This is a genomic window from Arthrobacter sp. Y3221160 (assembly GCF_059092585.1).
In genome coordinates, this window is the sequence record NZ_JBNHHU010000001.1 from 2,344,555 (window position 1) to 2,360,522 (window position 15,968).

Genomic DNA, 15,968 nt, shown 5'->3' on the forward strand with positions numbered 1-15,968 from the left:
CGGAACCTCAAAGGTTCCGGGCCCGCCCCTTTTAAGCAGTGCAGGCTAGACGGCCCAGCGGGCGCCGACCGTGTGCAGCTTGCCGTACATGTGGCTGATATTCGTGACGGTCAAGCCGACGTCCGGGTTCAGTGCGTGGACTACCTGCCAGTTGCCGATGTAGATCGCCACGTGCCAGATGGCATTCGGCTCGCCCCAGAAGACCAGGTCGCCGGGCTGAAGCTGGGAAAGCGGCACCTTGTGCGGCGCGGAGTCGAGCTGGTCCTGCGCCACGCGGGGCAGGTAGCGACCGGCGCTGCCAAAGGCCGCCTGCGTCAGTCCCGAGCAGTCGTAGCCCCACGGGCCGCTGCCGCCCCAATCGTAGAAGCTCTTGTTGTTCGCCTGCTTGGCCATCGCGAAGTTGATGGCAGCGTTGGCGATGCCCGCGTTGCTGCCGGGGGCCGGTGCCGGTGCCGGCGGTGCCGGATCCGGCTTGGGCTTCGGGGCCGGTTGCGGGGCCGGCGGCGGGGGCGGGGCCGGGGCGGGCGTCGAGGGCCGGGACGGCGTGGGCGTCGAGGGCCGTGACGCCGGTGGCGGGGTTGAGGGTGCGGCCGGGCGGGAGGTTGCCGGCGGGGTCGACGGTGCGGCCGGGCGGGAGGTTGCCGGCGGCGCTGCAGGGCGGGCCGGCGTGATGTCTTCACTGGCCGCTGCAACCGTGGAGCCCTGCGGGTTTGAACTGCCACCGGCGGGCCGCTGGGCGGCGGCGGCCTCCTGTGCCGACTGCTCGACCAGGGCCTGGAGCTGTCGATCCTGCTCGGCGCGCTCCAGCGCGGTGATGCGTGCGTCCTCTTCACCGGTGCTGGTTCCGCGCAGTTCGGCCAGATGTTCCAGCAGCGCCTGCCGCTGTTCCTCGTAGCGGACCACGAGCTGCTCCTGCGCGGCGCTGGCAGCCTTCGCGTCCGACTCCGCCGCCTCCGCGGCTACTGCCGCATCCCGGGCGGCCTCTTCGGCCTGGGTGACATAGAGCTCCCAGGCTGCCCACAGCTGGGCGGCCTGCTGGGATTCGCTCAGGGTTTGCGAGCGGTTGGCCGTCAGCGCATCGAGCGTGGAGGCCTTGTACAGCACGTCGCCGGCGTCGTTGCTGTCCAGCAGCGAGCTGAGGCCGGGGTTGACGCCGCCGTTCCGGTAGAGTTCACCGGCCAGCTGTCCCACCTGGTTCTTGACCGCCTCGAAGTACTGCGCGGCCTGCGACGCCTTGGCCTTGGCGTCGGCGAGTTCAGCGGTTCGCTCCTGCTGCTTCAGCAGGGACTCGCTGTAGGCGTTCTGGGAACGCATGGAATCGAACTGCGCGTTGGCAAGGTTTCCCGAAGCCGCCTTGAGCTGCTCCTCGATCCGGTCCACCAGGGCCTGGGTGGCCGCTGCATCGCCCTTGGCGTCGTCGATCTCCTCGCCGGAAGGCAGCGTGGGCGCCGCCGGCAGGATGATCCGCTGCGATGTCACCTGCGGCAACTGTCCGGCCGGTGCGGCGACGGCCGGCGCCAGGGCCGAAACGCAGATTAAGAGGGCGGTAGCCGAGAAGAGCGCGACGGCGCGCCGCGGCGTCGTCGATCGATGCGGGGCGGGACGCCCCGAGGGAAGCAGCCTCATCCGAACGGGTCCTTACTAGGAGCGCGGTAAATGCACGCGCCCTTTCGGGACGGCCGGCCTTGGGGCCGGAACGGTCAAATGTGCGAACGGGTGGCACCCCAACTAGACCGAACTGCATTCACACAGCACGTTGAGGATATGCAACATCAGTCACAGTTGCAACATTTGTCCCACTAATAACATAAACAACACCAGTGTCATTTGAACAGCATTGGCGAGGAACCGGCGTGTCACGAGGTGGTTCAGGGCAGTTGAAGCGTGCGGCCGCGAGCCGTGCCTGCGTGGGCCCGCTGTGCCGGCTTCAGCCAACGAGCCTTTTGTCCCGCGGGCAATGGGTCCTGCTTTATGTGGCCGCCAAGTGTGTCCCGAACGGGCGAGGCGGGGGTCAGCCCCAGCCCAGTTCGTGCAGGCGGGCGTCGTCGATGCCGAAGTGGTGGGCGACCTCGTGGATCACGGTCACCAGGACCTCGTGGACCAATTCTTCGCGGGAGGAGCACATCCGCTGGAGGGGGCCGCGGAAGACGACGATGCGGTCCGGCATGGACCCGGCGGCCCACCAGTGGTCCCTCTCGGTGAGCGGCGTGCCTTCGTAGACGCCCAGCAGTTCCGTCTCGGGGTCTTCCCAGGGCTGCGGGGTGTATTCCTCTTCGACGAAGATGCCCACGTTGGTCATCTCGCGCATGATGTCTTCCGGGATTTGGTCGATCGCGTCGTTTACCGCGTCCTCGAATTCCGGCAGGGACATCTCCATCGGCATACAGCCGACTTTACCCGCGGGCTGCGGCCTCGAAAGCGCCCGGGTGGAGGCCGCGGCAGGCCTCGTCGGCCGGTTTTGGTTTTTCCCGGAGCAGGCCCTATAGTTTTATAGGTCCACAGCGGGGAAATGAATCCCAAGTGGTCCTGGCCCCCATCGTCTAGCGGCCTAGGACACCGCCCTTTCACGGCGGCGGCACGGGTTCGAATCCCGTTGGGGGTACGCGAGACGTCATGAATGGCAGCCCGCTGGAGTGGTCAGAACCGCTTCGAAAGGCTGGTAGGATTGAGTCTCGTAAAAAATGCAAGGCCCTGTAGCGCAGTTGGTTAGCGCGCCGCCCTGTCACGGCGGAGGTCGCGGGTTCAAGTCCCGTCAGGGTCGCTTTGGTTTCCGGAGCGATTTCGGAACGCCATCGGTGATCATCGCAAGATGTTGCCACGGCTCTGTAGCTCAGTTGGTAGAGCGTTCGACTGAAAATCGAAAGGTCACCGGATCGACGCCGGTCGGAGCCACCAGCAAAAACGAAGCCCCGCAGTCCTGGTTCAGGATGCGGGGCTTCGTCGTGTCCGTCCGCTCTGTCCACCTCCGGCTTCGTCGGGCACCATGGGTGCATGAGCGAAACCGCAATCACCCACATTGGCGGTCCGACAGCCTTGCTGGAGTTCGGTGGCTGGATGTTCCTGACCGACCCCACCTTTGATGAACCCGGCGAGTACCCGGCAACAGCCGGAACGCTGGTGAAAACCTCCGGGCCCGCCGTCCACGTCGCAGACCTGCCGGTGGTGGACGCCATCCTCCTCTCGCATGACCAGCACGCGGACAACCTGGATAGGTCCGGCCGGCGCCTGGTGGAATCCGGCGACACCAAGGTACTCGGCACCCTGGAGGCAGCGGACCGGCTCACGACGGTTACCGGGATGGCCCCGTGGGAGCGGACAGTCCTCGAGGCCGCCGATCGGCCCACTGTCACGGTCACCGCCGTCCCGGCCCGGCACGGACCCGAAGGATGCGAACCGGTGACCGGCACCGTGACCGGATTCGTCCTGACAGGGTTCGACCTCCCGACTGTTTACATCAGCGGCGACAACGCCTCGCTGGACGTGGTCGACGCCGTCGGGGCACGTTTCGCGCCGATCGCCACGGCGGTGCTCTTCGCCGGAGCCGCCCGGGTGGGAGCCTTCGACAACGCCCCGCTCACCCTCACCGCCGACGCCGCGGTCGAGGCGGCGCGCACACTGGACGCGGCCACCGTCGTGCCGGTCCACGCCGAGGGCTGGAAGCACTTCAGCGAAGGCCACGAAGAACTCCGCGCCCGGTTCTCCGCCGCCGGCCTCGAGGACCGGCTCCGCATCCCCACCCCGGGGCGGAAGCTGGCCCTGTAGCTGACACGGGCTGCCCGATCCGCCGGCCATTGGACGCTACCGCCGAACTGGTCGCCGAACTCATCGAGTCGACCACCGACAAGCCGGTCCACGTCCCGCGGCAGCCGCTCCCGGCTCCCAGTTTCCACTCAGGCTCACTGGCCTACCATGGAAGGGATTTCCCGTGCCGCCTGCACCTGATGAGGCACCGGACCAGGGGGACGATTGGAGCGAGGAGCATCGTGCAGGCCCTTTTGAAGGCGACGGCCGTCGGCCTGGCAACCGCCGTCCTGCTGACGTCCTGCAGCGACGCGGGCCGAACGTCGGAATCAGCGACGACGCCGCCCGCCCCCGTCGCTTCGAACGACACCAAAGCGACGGCCCCCGCAGAAACACCCCCCGCACCTGCCCCCGCCCCTGATCAAACGCCCACGGCGCCGCCCGGCCAGGCGCCGACGTCGGACTCGGCAGGTCCCGCCGACGGAAGCGGGGGACCCGGCGGAGGCGCCGCTCACTGGGGCAGCTACAAAAGCCGGGACCACGCGTGCGCCGCCGTGGCCGCAAACGTCGCCTCGCTGCTGCTGGTCCCGCTCGGCTTCATGACCGGCGTGGAGGACTCCGACCTGGAGGCGCTGCAGGATGAGCTGGACGAATTCAGCCGCGACGTTCCGCCCCGGCTGGGGGACCACCTGGACAGGGTGGAGGCCCAGCTGGAGCACGCGTCCGCAACCGGCCACTTCGACGCCGCCGGGTTTGCACGGGCCCTGCAACCGGTGAAGGACTGGCTGTCCGAACACTGCGGGGAATGAGGCGTTAGGCTTGCCCTGAGAGTCATCACAGCGTCAGGGGAGAACAGATGCACAACGAGGATCGGCCGGCTGCCCCGTCCGCGGGAGAAGCGCCCGGGGCACACCCGGTAACCGCACCTGTCGGCGTCCCGGACACGCCGGCGTCGGCGCCGGCAGCGGTTGACCCGCATCAGGCTGCAGGCCTCGGCAACCCGGACGCCCCCGGACGCACCACCATCTCCGAAGCCGCCGTGGCAAAGGTCGCGGCCGTCGCCGCCCGCTCCGTCCCGGGGGTCTACGCGCTGGGCAGCGGCACGGCAAGGGCGCTGAGTGCGCTGCGGGATGTCGTGGGCGGCAGCGACGCCGGCCAGGGCGTACACGTGGAGGTCGGCCAGACGCAGGTTGCCGTGGACATCAGCCTCGTGGCCGTTTACGGCAAGCCGCTGCAGGAGTTGGCGGGCGCCGTGCGCGCGGCGGTGTACACCGCCGTCGGGCAATTGGTGGGGCTGGACGTGATCGAAGTGAACGTGGAGATCAACGACGTCCACGTGCCCGGCCTGGATGCCAAGGCTCCGGCGGAGAAGCCGGTGCGGCAGGCGGCCCAGTAACCGGATGTTCGGGACGGCGAGAGGAACAAGGATGAGCTACACGGTAGTCGGCATGGGCGTCGGCGCGGTGCTGGCGTGGGCCGCGCTGGTGTTTAACTTCTGGGGCTTCCTGCTGATGGCGGTCTTCCTGATGGTGGGGGCGTTGCTGGGCCGCGCCGCGGAGGGCAAGCTTGACTGGCGCAGCATCCGGGATGCGCTGACCGGACGCCGCTCGTCTTCATGACGGAACCCGTTGTGGACGCGGACGAATTGCCTCCCCGCCCGGAAGGACCGCCGGCCGGGCGACCGGACGGGCCGCCCCCGGCGTCGCTCCCCGCCGCGCCGCCCGGGCAACACTATGCCGGACATACCCGGGTCAGCACGCAGGCGTTGACCAGCACCGCGCAGGGGGTTGCGGCGGAGGTGCTGGGCATTTCACCTTCCCTGGTCCGTGCGACGTGGCGGGACGATGCCGGTTCCCTCGCGTTGTACCTGGCCCTTCCCGTCGGCATTCCCTCGCTGAACCGGGTAGTGCGGGACCCGCACCTGGTGGACGGCTTTGGCGGATCGGTCTGGGACCGGGCGCACGCCTCCAAGGGAGCCATCCTGGAGAGGATCTCCTGGATCAGCGGTTCGAGGTTGAGCCGGGTGGACATCAGGGTCACCGGCATCCGCGTGCAGGAAGGAGGCCGGGTCCGGTGAGCACCGACGTCAAAACCGGCGGGGGACCGGCTGACTTGCGCCCGGGCGACGAGCGCCTGGCGAGCCGGGAACTGCGCAGTTCCCGCGCCATCGCCGCGGTGATCGCGGCCGTCCTCGTCGGGCTGGCCTGCCTCTACCTGCTGCTCGAAGCGGCGCTGAAGGCGATCGGGCAGCGCCCGTGGCTGGCCACGCCGGAAGAGATGGCGGGCTGGATCCACCAACTGCCGGGAAACGTCGCGCCGACCGTCTTGGGCGCCTCCGGAGCGCTGATCCTGTTCCTCGGTCTGCTCTTCTTCCTGCAGGGCGTGCTCCCCGGACACCTGCACCGGCACCGCATTCCCGGCCGCCGCGGCGTCGTGGTGGTGGACGATGAGGTCATCGCCGCCTCGCTGGCGCGACGCGCGCGCATCGAGGCGCAGGTGACGCGCGAGCAGGTGCTGGTGGTCGTCTCGCGCGGGCTGGTGGATGTCCGGCTCCGGCCAACCTCCGGCCAACCGGTGGATGCCGAGGCCGTCCAGGCCGCGGTGGAAGACGAGGTCCGCAGGGCGCGCATCAGCCCGATTCCGCAGGTGCGCGTGTTCGTTTCCAGTTCGGGGGTGGTGGGACAGTGAACCAAACGCCCCGGACATTGAACCGCATCCTGATCACCCTTTTGGGGCTGCTGCTCATGCTGGCCGGCGGCACCGCGCTGGCGCTGGCGCTGGTTCCCGCGCTCGCCGGCCGGTGGCAGGCCGCCACGGAGCAGGCCGGCGCCAACCTGCGGACGGTTTTGGACGCCACCACCCTGCCCGGCCAGCGGGACAGCTGGCTATGGATCGTGGTGGCGCTGGTGCTGCTCCTGATGGTGCTGCTGATGATCGCTTGGGCCGCTCAGCAGGGCAAGGGCCGCACCGGTACCATCGCCGCGGACTACGACGGCGCGGGCGACCCCGGCGCCGTCTGGCTCAGTGCCGCCGTGGCCGAGCAGGCGCTGCGCGATGCGCTGCGGGAACGCGACAGCATCCTGCAGGCAACGGTCACCGCCTACGACTACGAGGGCGGCGGCGGCCTGCGCGTTCGGGTGGCTCCGCGCCTCGGGGTATCCCCGCAGGCCGTGGCGGACGAAGTCTCCGACCTCGTGGAGGCGTTGGACCTGACCGTCGGGGTCAGCTTCCCGGTGGTCATCCACCTGGTGGCCGGCGCGCGCTCGCGGCTGGTCCGCGCCGACCGCGTCCGCTAGCCGGACTGCCCGTCGGCGGCAGGGGTAAGCCAGACGGCCCCGTTGGGCTGCAGCATCCCGTCCGAGACTGCTCCCTCCTGCGACGCCAGCACCAGGGAGGCGCCGTCGGGCAGCCGGATGGCGGAACTGCCCATGTTGGCCAGGACCTGCAGGGTCCCGTTGCGGTAGCTCAGGATCCCAGATCCCGGATTATGCTCCGCGGCCCATTCCAGGCTGCCGTGGCCCAGCTTCTGTTCCGCCCGCAGGCGCAGCGCCGCCCGATACAGCTCGTAGGTGGAAGCGGCCACTCCCACCTGCCGATCCACCGCATAGCGCGCAAAGCTCTCGGGTTGCGGCAGCCACGGTTCATGCTGGGTGGAGCCCCACCCGTAGCCGTGCGCCTCCGCGCGCCAGGGGATCGGCACCCGGCAGCCGTCGCGGCCACGCTCTTCGCCGCCGGTGCGGAAGAACGCGGGGTCCTGGCGCACTTCGGCCGGCAGGGCGGTGTGCTCCGGAAGGCCCAGCTCATCGCCTTGGTAGAGGTAGGCGGAGCCGGGCAGCGCCAGCATCACCAGCGCCGCGGCACGGCCGCGCGCGTGGCCGAGTTCCTCATCGGGCTGTTCGTCGCCGGGGCCAATGCCCTTGGGGTAGGTGGTGGGATCCGCCAACCCGTACCGGGAGCTGTGGCGGACGGTGTCGTGATTGGACAGCACCCAGGTGCTTGGCGCACCCACCGATGATGCAGCGGCGAGCGAATCGTCGATGCTGCGGGCCATCCGTCGGGCATCCCAGCCGGCGAGCAGGAAGTCGAAGTTGAAGGCCTGCTGCATCTCGTCGGGCCGGACGTAGGCAAAAAGCCGCTCGGCGGGCTCGACCCAGGCCTCGGCGACCAGCATGCGGTCGCCTTCGTACTCGGCCAGGACCTTGTGCCATTCCCGGTAGATCTCGTGCACGCCGTCCTGGTCGAAGTAGGGCGGGGTCTCCGGATGCAGGCGCTCCTCCTCCCGGGCAACTGCCTGCTGTGCCGCCGCTTCGCGGGCATCCGCCGCGGCGGGTTCCAGCACCTGTTCCTCGGACGCACGGGCATCGGGGGTGGGCGAGGCGCCCGCGGGCCGGCCGACCGCCGTTTCGTCACCGTCGGGCAGTGCGTCGTCGCCCGGGAGCCGCTCGCTGCCGGCCACCATCGAGGTCTTGGCCGCCCAATCCGGCAGGCCCTCGGCCTTGACCAGGCCATGGGCCACGTCAATCCGGAAGCCGTCCACGCCGCGGTCCAGCCAGAACCGCAGGACGGAGACCATTTCGGCCCGGACTTCGGGGTTCTCCCAGTTCAGGTCCGGCTGCGAGGAGTCGAACAGGTGCAGGTACCACTGCCCGGGCGTGCCGTCGGGTTCGGTGATCCGGGTCCAGGCATCGCCGCCGAACACCGACTGCCAGTTGTTGGGCGGCTCGTCACCGTCCGGGCCCTTGCCGTCCCGGAAAATGTAGCGGGCACGTTCGGGCGATCCGGCCTCGGAGGCCAGCGCGTCCACGAACCATTCGTGCCGGTCGGACGTGTGGTTCGGCACCAGATCGACAATCACCCGCAGGCCCAGCTCGTGGGCGCGTGCCAGCAACGAGTCAAAGTCGTCCAGGCTGCCGAACAGCGGGTCGACGTCGCGGTAGTCCGCCACGTCGTAGCCGGCATCGTTTTGCGGGGAGACGTAGAAGGGCGACAGCCAGATGGCGTCCACCCCCAGGTTCTTTAGGTAAGGGATCTTGGCGCTGATTCCGGCCAGGTCGCCCATTCCGTCGCCGTTGTGGTCGGCGAAGGAGCGCGGATAGATCTGGTAGATGACGGCGTCGCGCCACCAGGGAGCGTTTGCTGCGGTCATTGGCTCTCCTCGATTCGGGGGGTCAGGACCACTTCCAGCCTAATGATCTTTGAGGCCGAACAGACAGCGCGGGCCGCGGATGCGGCGCACATCACGATTCGGCATCGAACGCCACCGCCTCGAAAATGTGCCTTGCGACACACAGTGTAAGCGTTTACGTTACGAGTTATCAGATGGGTACTTGGTGGGTTCTTCCTGACCAGCTCAGCTCTGTCGGGGCCACCGGACAAAGGAGTCACAACATGCACTATGCACGCTCCAGAAAGGCCGCCCTGCCGGTGGCCGCGCTCGGCGCCATGGCACTGACACTGTCCGCCTGCGGGGGAGGAACAGAATCCGAAGAGTCGCCGGCGCCTGCCGCAGACTGCGCCGCCTATGAGGCCTACGGCACCTTCGACGGCGCCGAGGTCAGCGTCTACTCGACCATCACCGATGCCGAGCAGGATCTGCTGGAGAATTCCTGGGTGGACTTTGAGGAGTGCACCGGGATCGACGTGGTGTACGAGGGGTCCAACGAGTTCGAGACGCAGATCGGTGTCCGCGCCCAGGCGGGCAATCCGCCGGACGTGGCGATCTTCCCGCAGCCCGGACTGCTGGCCGCCCAGGCCCAGGCCGGCTACCTGAAGCCTGCGCCCCAGGAGGTGTCCGACCTGGTCGACGAGAACTGGTCCGAGGACTGGAAGACCTACGGCACCGTGGACGGCACCTTCTACGCCGCCCCCATGCTGGCCAGCGTGAAGGGCTACGTCTGGTACGTTCCGGCCACGTTCAAGGAGAAGGGCTGGGAAGTTCCGAAGACCTGGGACGAGATGATGGAACTCACCCAGACCATCGCCGACGAGGGCACCATGAAGCCGTGGTGCGCAGGGTTCGAGTCCGGCGAGGCCACGGGCTGGCCGGGCACCGACTGGATCGAGGACGCGCTGCTGCGCCAGGCCGGACCGGATGTTTACGACCAGTGGGTCAACCACGAGATCCCGTTCAACGATCCGCAGGTGGCCGAGGCCTTCGACGCCGTCGGCGACATCCTGAAGAACGAGGACTACGTCAACGGCGGCATCGGCGACGTCCGCTCGATCATCTCCACCTCGGTGGACGACGGCGGCATCCCGGTGATCGACGGCACCTGCGCCATGCACCACCAGGCCACGTTCCAGGCGGCCAACTGGCCGGAAGGCACCAACGTGGCCGAGGACGGCGACGTCTGGGCGTTCATCACTCCCGGCCAGGAGGCCGGCGCCAGCGCCATCACCGGCGGCGGCGAGTTCGTGGCCGCCTACACCGAAAGCGAAGAGGTCTCGGCCTACCTGCAGTTCATGGCCTCGGCCGAGTTCGCCAACAACCGCGTGAAGCAGGGCGCCGCGATCAGCGCCAACAAGGGCCTCGACCCGGCGCTGGCCGCCAGCGACCTGGACCGCCAGTCCATCGAACTGCTGCAGTCGGAGGACACCACCTTCCGGTTCGACGGATCGGACCTGATGCCGGGCGCGGTCGGCGCCAACTCCTTCTGGAGCGGCATCGTGGAGTGGATCAACGGCAAGTCGACGCAAGAGGTCGTGGATTCCATCGAGGCCAGCTGGCCCAAGGACTAGGCAGCCGCCGGCAGCCCGGCCGCACCGCCTGCGACCCGATGCAGGCGGTGCGGCCGGGCACGGCCTGTCCCTTCCACGCACCAAGGAGGTAAGTGCCATGGAGGACGTTGGCGAGAAGCTCGTGCAGGTGGCGATCGCATTGGCGGTCTTCGCCGCGATCATCGCCCTGATCATGCTGTTGGTGGACCGGGCGCCGAAGTCGTTCCGCGATAAGGCGACGATCATCGGGTTCCTGGCCCCCGCCGCCGTGCTCCTCACCATTGGGTTGGTGTGGCCGGCCATCCAGACCACGTACCTGGCGTTCACGGACCGCACCGGAACGCCGAACGGCCTGGACAACTTTGTGTGGATGTTCACCCAGCCCGAAGCGCTGGTCACGCTGCGGAACACGCTGCTGTGGGTGGTCTTGGTGCCGCTGCTGTCGACCGGCATCGGCCTGGCTTACGCGGTGTTCATCGACCGGGCGCGCGGCGAGAAGGCGCTCAAGGCGCTGGTGTTCATGCCGATGGCCATCTCCATGGTGGGCGCCGGCGTGATCTGGAAATTCATGTACACGTACCGCGGCGGCGAACGCGAACAGATTGGCCTGCTGAACCAGGTGTTGGTGTGGTTTGGCGGCGAACCCAAGCAGTTCCTGCTGGACGCGCCGGAGAACACGTTCTTCCTGATCGCGGTCATGGTCTGGATCCAGACCGGCTTCGCCATGGTCATCCTCTCCGCGGCGATCAAGGGCATCCCCACCGAAATCGTGGAGGCCGCCCGGCTGGACGGGGCCAGCGCCTGGCAGCAGTTCCGTTCCATCACCATCCCGTCCATCCGGGGGGCACTGATCGTGGTGGTCACCACCATCACGATCGGCACGCTGAAGGTCTTCGACATCGTGCGGACCATGACCGCCGGAAACTTCGAAACCTCGGTGGTGGCCAACGAGATGTACACCCAGGCGTTCCGCGCCAACGAACCCGGACGCGGCGCCGCGCTGGCCTTGATCCTGTTCCTGATGGTGCTGCCGATCGTCGTCTACAACGCCCGGCAGCTGAAGAAGCAGAGGGAAATCCGATGAGCGCAACGCCTGCCATCCCCACCGCTCCCGACGCCGTCCTCGCCACCACCACCGAACAGCAGATCCCGATCACCCGGCGGGTCAAGCAGCGCCTGACCTCGCGCGGAGCCACCGCGGCAGCGATCATCATCGCCGTCATCTGGACCGTGCCGACCTTCGGCCTGTTCATTTCCTCGCTGCGCCCGGAAGACAACATCCAGGCCAACGGCTGGTGGAACATCCTGGGCGACCTGCAGTTCACCACCGAGAACTACACGGATGTGCTGGCCTCCAAAGGCGGGTCCGCGTCCAACCTGGGGCAGTACTTTATTAACTCGCTGGCGATCGTCATCCCGGGCACCCTGATCCCCCTGGTGATCGCCTCGATGGCGGCCTACGTTTTCGCCTGGGGCCGGTTCCGCGGCAAGGACACCTTGTTCATTGTGGTGTTCGCGCTGCAGATCGTGCCGCTGCAGATGGCGCTGATCCCGCTGCTCTCGCTGTTCATCAACCTCAAGATCGGCGAGTTCCAGCTGCTGCCGGCCGGAACCTACGCCCAGCTGTGGATCGCGCACACCATCTTCGCGCTGCCGCTGGCCATCTTCCTGCTGCACAACTTCATCTCGGAAATCCCCGGTGAGGTCATCGAGGCGGCGCGGGTGGACGGCGCCGGGCACGCGACCATCTTCTGGCGGATCATCCTGCCGCTGTCCGTGCCGGCGATCGCCTCCTTCGGCATTTTCCAGTTCCTGTGGGTCTGGAACGACCTGCTGGTGGCCCTGGTGTTCTCCGGAGGCACCGCCGACGTCGCACCGATCACCCAGCGGCTGGCCGAACTGACGGGCACCCGCGGCGACGAGTGGCACCGGTTGACCGCCGGCGCGTTCGTTTCCATGATCGTGCCGCTGGCGGTGTTCTTCGGCCTGCAGCGCTACTTTGTCCGCGGCCTGCTGGCTGGTGGCCTCAAGGGGTGAGCGCGCCGTGACCGGGATCGACGACGTCGCGCGGGCCGCCGGCGTCTCGACCGCAACGGTTTCCCGTGCCCTGCGCGGATTGTCCGGGGTCTCCACGGCCACCCGCGACCGCGTGCTGGCGACCGCCGACTCGCTGGGCTACGTGCCGTCGTCGTCGGCGGCCCACCTGGCCTCGGGCCGCACGAGGGCCATGGGCGTGCTGCTGCCGGTGATCGACCGGTGGTACTTCGCGTCCGCGCTGGAAGGCGTGGACCGGGTGTTGCGGGCGGCCGGCTACGACCTGATCGTGTTCAGTCTGGGCGGCACCGGCACCAACCGTGAACGGGTGTTCCACCGGTCCATGCTGCGCAAGCGGATCGACGCGCTGTTGGTGATGTGCATGGAGCTGACCGCGGACGAACTGGCGGCGCTGCAGGCGCTGGAGTATCCAAACGTGATCGTCGGCGGGCAGGTGGACGGTTTGCGCAGCGTGAGCGTGGATGACACCGCCGCGGCCGCCGAGGCCGTCGAGCATCTCATCGGGCTCGGGCACACGCGGATCGCGCACCTGCAGGGCGGCGGCGCCTACGGGATCGACTTCGACGTACCGCGCCGCCGCGAGCTGGCCTTCCGGGACACGATGGCCCGACACGGGCTGCGGGTACGGCCGGAATGGCTGGCCATGGGCGACTTCCGGTTCTCCGGCGGCAGAACTGCCGCCGGAGCGCTCCTCGATACACCCGGGGAACGGCCGACGGCGATCTTCGCCTCCGCGGATGAGATGGCCTTCGGCGCTCTGAGGGCCGCGCAGGAGCGCGGGCTGCGGGTGCCCGAGGACGTCTCCGTCGTGGGCATCGACGACCACGAGTTCGCCGAGCCGATGGGGCTGACGACCGTCCGGCAGCGGCCGGACCAACAGGGGGCCTACGCGGCCCGGCTGCTGCTGGCCGAACTGCAGGGGAAGGCGCGGCTGGACGTGCCGCGTGTCCAGCCTCACGAGCTGGTGGTCCGGGCCTCGACCGCCCCGCCGTCGTCGTGATTGCCGGGAGGCTCCGGGCCGGCGGTCAGGACGCGCGGGCGAGCTGGCGGATCTTGATCCAGCGGCCGGCGAGGCGGCGGTACGCGGCGGCGGCTCCGGTCATGTCGCCGTCGGCCAGCGATTCGATGCCGGCGTGCACGTCCGAAGGCGATTCGTCCGGGTAGACCAGCTCGGCCACGCGGCCGTAATCCAGCTCCACAATGCCGTCCGCGGTGAAGGTTTCCAGCCACTCGGTCAGCTCGGTCAGTTCTTCCAGCAGATCCAGTCCCGGGGCGGCGAGGGCCAGGGAAGCCGCCGCATACCGGGCCCGGTCGATGCACTGCGGGACCGGAGCGGCCAGGCGGACCGTCTGCAGCGTGTGGTCGCTCTCCACCTTTTCGGTGTGGTCGTCCTCGCGGAACAGCACGAACCAGCCGAACGGGATGCCCCAGGTGGAGCTGCGCGTATGCAGCTTGGCCAGGGCGTCCACAAAGTTGTCAGGGTCCAGCCGGGACTGCTGGGCGTCCCTCGCCGCTTCGGGCACCAGCAGCCCCAGCAGCGGATCGCGCAGGCTGCTGGAGAGCGATTCCGCGGCCAGGGTGCTGCGGACTGCCAGCTGGTTGGGGCAGTACCGCGGCGTGGTGATGCCCTCGGGCGTCGGATAGTGGAGGACCCGGATCAAGTCGTCGCTGGAGTGCGGAAACGGGTCCGACACGGTGCGGGTGATGCGGCGCAGCGAGTCACCGCGGTCCAGGTCCTCCGTGACGTCCCTGCCGCGGCCGCGCTGGCTCATGATGAGCAGCTGCTGGTCGTCGTCGAACACATCCAGTGGTTCGAAGACCCGCAGGTAGGAGACGTACGGGAACTTCATCTCAGTCCAGCTCCGCGATGACCGGCGCGTGGTCGGAGGCGCCCTTGCCCTTGCGCTCTTCGCGGTCGATCATCGCCCCGGTGACGCGGGAGGCCAGCGCGGGGGAGCCGAGGATGAAGTCGATGCGCATGCCTTCCTTCTTGGGGAAGCGCAACTGCGTGTAGTCCCAGTAGGTGTAGACGCCGGGCCCGGGGGTGTGCGGGCGGACGACGTCGACGAATCCGGCCTCTTCGAACGCGCGGAAGGCGGCGCGCTCGGGTTCGGTCACATGGGTGGCGTTCTGCGCGCGGAACCAATCGATGTCCCAGACGTCGTCGTCGGTGGGAGCGATGTTCCAGTCGCCCATCAGTGCGACGGGGAGCGTCGGGTCCGCCTGGATCCAGCCGGCGGCCTCTTCCTTGAGGGCCTTGAGCCAGTTCAACTTGTAGGGCATGTGGGGATCGTCGACCGTGCGGCCGTTGGGGACATACAGGCTCCACACGCGCACGCCGCCGCAGGTCGCCCCGATGGCACGGGCCTCGGCGGCGGTGGTGTCCTCCGTCTTGCCGAAGTGCGGCTGCCCGTCGAACGTCCGTTCCACGTCATCCAGGCCCACCCGCGAGGCGATGGCCACGCCGTTCCACTGGTTAAGGCCGAAGTGCGCCACCTCGTAGCCGTTCTTCTCGAACAGGTCCCACGGGAAGTTCTCATCCTTGGCCTTGGTCTCCTGGATGGCCAGCACATCCACGTCGGAGCGCTGCAGCCAGGACTCAACGCGGTCGGCGCGGGCACGGATCGAGTTCACATTCCAGGTAGCAATCTTCACAACAGCTACGTTACCCAACGGCGGCAGGCTGTGCTCGCCGCTCGGGCGGCTCGGGCCCGCTGCTCGGGGTGGCTGGGCTCGCTGCTGGGTGGCTGGGATCACCGCCCGGGGCGGCGGAGTTCGCGGCTGGGCGGCTGGGATGGCCGTCGGATCCCTCACGGCCCCATGGCTTGAGGGGTATGTTGGTTAAATGTTTGCTGATAAGCCGCAGTCTTTAGCAGATCCACTCGAACGGCAGCGGCGGCAAGCCATGCTGTCATCCGAGCCGGCGATACAGAAGCTTGAGGAATGGCGGGACGCCTACGCGCGGACCCGCACGGAACCCGTCCCGCATTTTGACCCGGCTGATGCGGGCATTGAGGCGCGGGTGCTCTTCCTGCTCGATAGCCCGGGAAGCCAGACGGTCACCTCTGAGGGGCCGGGATTCGTGTCGGTAGACAACCCCGACCAGGCGGCCGAGCGGTGCTGGAACGAACGCCAGGAAGCGGAGCTGCACGAGGGGGTTCTCCTCTGGAATACGGTGCCGTTTTACCTGGACGGCGCCGAGCCGACTCCGGTCCAGACAATAGCCGGCGTCAAGGCGCTCAAGTCCGTCCTGGGGCTGCTGCCTCGGCTCCAAGCCGTCGTGCTGTGCGGGACGTTCACCAAAACTCAATGGGCGAAACACATGGGTGCGTTCACCCGCCCGACCGTCATCAAGGCGCCCAGCCCCGGTGGCAGGGCGATGATCAGCCGGAAAAACCAGGATGAGTTCCGCAAGGCAGTGATGCGGGCGAAGAGCCTGGTCGGCTGACGCTTCA

The 15,968-nt window shown here is 68.3% G+C and carries 17 protein-coding genes and 3 tRNA genes; 15 read left to right on the top strand and 5 right to left on the bottom strand.

What is annotated here, in order from left to right; all coding sequences use genetic code 11:
• Nucleotides 1-45: 45 nt before the first annotated feature.
• Both AC5RWG_RS10975 and AC5RWG_RS10980 read right to left on the bottom strand, forming a co-directional pair.
• Complete coding sequence (locus AC5RWG_RS10975; RefSeq protein WP_494166901.1) at nt 46-1,626, bottom strand: C40 family peptidase; 1,581 nt, start codon at nt 1,624-1,626, stop codon at nt 46-48.
• Nucleotides 1,627-2,011: 385 nt separating this feature from the next.
• Nucleotides 2,012-2,383: a metallopeptidase family protein gene (locus tag AC5RWG_RS10980; protein ID WP_494001987.1), complete on the bottom strand. Its 372-nt coding sequence runs from the start codon at nt 2,381-2,383 to the stop codon at nt 2,012-2,014.
• 146 nt (nt 2,384-2,529) lie between these two features.
• Here AC5RWG_RS10980 and AC5RWG_RS10985 point away from each other — a divergent pair.
• The 10 genes from AC5RWG_RS10985 to AC5RWG_RS11030 all read left to right on the top strand — a co-directional run bounded on the left by AC5RWG_RS10985 (nt 2,530) and on the right by AC5RWG_RS11030 (nt 7,037).
• Nucleotides 2,530-2,602: transfer RNA gene (locus AC5RWG_RS10985), tRNA-Glu, on the top strand.
• An 85-nt stretch (nt 2,603-2,687) separates the two neighbouring features.
• Nucleotides 2,688-2,761: transfer RNA gene (locus tag AC5RWG_RS10990), tRNA-Asp, on the top strand.
• A gap of 58 nt (nt 2,762-2,819) precedes the next feature.
• Nucleotides 2,820-2,895: transfer RNA gene (locus AC5RWG_RS10995), tRNA-Phe, on the top strand.
• A 96-nt stretch (nt 2,896-2,991) separates the two neighbouring features.
• On the top strand, nt 2,992-3,762 hold the full coding sequence (locus tag AC5RWG_RS11000) for an MBL fold metallo-hydrolase (RefSeq protein WP_494001988.1): 771 nt from the start codon (nt 2,992-2,994) through the stop codon (nt 3,760-3,762).
• A gap of 221 nt (nt 3,763-3,983) precedes the next feature.
• Nucleotides 3,984-4,550 (top strand): hypothetical protein, encoded by a 567-nt coding sequence (locus AC5RWG_RS11005; protein WP_494166902.1) that lies wholly within the window; start codon nt 3,984-3,986, stop codon nt 4,548-4,550.
• Between the two features lie 47 nt (nt 4,551-4,597).
• Nucleotides 4,598-5,137 carry an Asp23/Gls24 family envelope stress response protein gene (locus AC5RWG_RS11010; RefSeq protein WP_494166903.1) on the top strand — a complete coding sequence of 180 codons (540 nt, stop codon included), beginning with the start codon at nt 4,598-4,600 and terminating at the stop codon, nt 5,135-5,137.
• Nucleotides 5,138-5,168: 31 nt separating this feature from the next.
• On the top strand, nt 5,169-5,360 hold the full coding sequence (locus AC5RWG_RS11015; protein ID WP_494001991.1) for a hypothetical protein: 192 nt from the start codon (nt 5,169-5,171) through the stop codon (nt 5,358-5,360).
• Nucleotides 5,357-5,818 carry a hypothetical protein gene (locus tag AC5RWG_RS11020; protein ID WP_494001992.1) on the top strand — a complete coding sequence of 154 codons (462 nt, stop codon included), beginning with the start codon at nt 5,357-5,359 and terminating at the stop codon, nt 5,816-5,818. The genes AC5RWG_RS11015 and AC5RWG_RS11020 overlap by 4 nt, the downstream gene beginning before the upstream one ends.
• Nucleotides 5,815-6,429, top strand: a complete 615-nt coding sequence (locus tag AC5RWG_RS11025) for a hypothetical protein (protein WP_494001993.1) — start codon at nt 5,815-5,817, stop codon at nt 6,427-6,429. The genes AC5RWG_RS11020 and AC5RWG_RS11025 overlap by 4 nt, the downstream gene beginning before the upstream one ends.
• On the top strand, nt 6,426-7,037 hold the full coding sequence (locus AC5RWG_RS11030) for a hypothetical protein (RefSeq protein ID WP_494166904.1): 612 nt from the start codon (nt 6,426-6,428) through the stop codon (nt 7,035-7,037). The genes AC5RWG_RS11025 and AC5RWG_RS11030 overlap by 4 nt, the downstream gene beginning before the upstream one ends.
• Here the strand turns inward: AC5RWG_RS11030 and AC5RWG_RS11035 are convergent.
• The gene (locus AC5RWG_RS11035; protein WP_494166905.1) at nt 7,034-8,887 is read right to left on the bottom strand and encodes a glycoside hydrolase family 13 protein; all 1,854 of its coding nucleotides are present in this window, start codon (nt 8,885-8,887) and stop codon (nt 7,034-7,036) included. The two genes, AC5RWG_RS11030 and AC5RWG_RS11035, sit on opposite strands and share 4 nt — an antisense overlap.
• Before the next feature lie 242 nt (nt 8,888-9,129).
• Here AC5RWG_RS11035 and AC5RWG_RS11040 point away from each other — a divergent pair, with 242 nt between their 5' ends.
• The 4 genes from AC5RWG_RS11040 to AC5RWG_RS11055 all read left to right on the top strand — a co-directional run bounded on the left by AC5RWG_RS11040 (nt 9,130) and on the right by AC5RWG_RS11055 (nt 13,513).
• Nucleotides 9,130-10,479 carry an ABC transporter substrate-binding protein gene (locus tag AC5RWG_RS11040; RefSeq protein ID WP_494166906.1) on the top strand — a complete coding sequence of 450 codons (1,350 nt, stop codon included), beginning with the start codon at nt 9,130-9,132 and terminating at the stop codon, nt 10,477-10,479.
• Between the two features lie 97 nt (nt 10,480-10,576).
• Nucleotides 10,577-11,542: a carbohydrate ABC transporter permease gene (locus AC5RWG_RS11045; protein WP_494166907.1), complete on the top strand. Its 966-nt coding sequence runs from the start codon at nt 10,577-10,579 to the stop codon at nt 11,540-11,542.
• A complete protein-coding gene (locus tag AC5RWG_RS11050) occupies nt 11,539-12,495 on the top strand; it encodes a carbohydrate ABC transporter permease (protein WP_494166908.1) in 957 nt (318 codons plus the stop codon). Before AC5RWG_RS11045 ends, AC5RWG_RS11050 begins: the two co-directional genes overlap by 4 nt.
• A gap of 7 nt (nt 12,496-12,502) precedes the next feature.
• Complete coding sequence (locus tag AC5RWG_RS11055) at nt 12,503-13,513, top strand: LacI family DNA-binding transcriptional regulator (RefSeq protein WP_494109655.1); 1,011 nt, start codon at nt 12,503-12,505, stop codon at nt 13,511-13,513.
• A 25-nt stretch (nt 13,514-13,538) separates the two neighbouring features.
• On the opposite strand, the gene AC5RWG_RS11060 is transcribed toward AC5RWG_RS11055, so the two are convergent.
• Complete coding sequence (locus AC5RWG_RS11060; protein WP_494002000.1) at nt 13,539-14,363, bottom strand: DUF8083 family protein; 825 nt, start codon at nt 14,361-14,363, stop codon at nt 13,539-13,541.
• A 1-nt stretch (nt 14,364) separates the two neighbouring features.
• Complete coding sequence (locus AC5RWG_RS11065) at nt 14,365-15,168, bottom strand: exodeoxyribonuclease III (protein WP_494074400.1); 804 nt, start codon at nt 15,166-15,168, stop codon at nt 14,365-14,367.
• 190 nt (nt 15,169-15,358) lie between these two features.
• Between AC5RWG_RS11065 and AC5RWG_RS11070 the strand changes: the two genes are divergently transcribed.
• A complete protein-coding gene (locus AC5RWG_RS11070) occupies nt 15,359-15,961 on the top strand; it encodes a uracil-DNA glycosylase (protein ID WP_494166909.1) in 603 nt (200 codons plus the stop codon).
• Nucleotides 15,962-15,968: the final 7 nt, after the last annotated feature.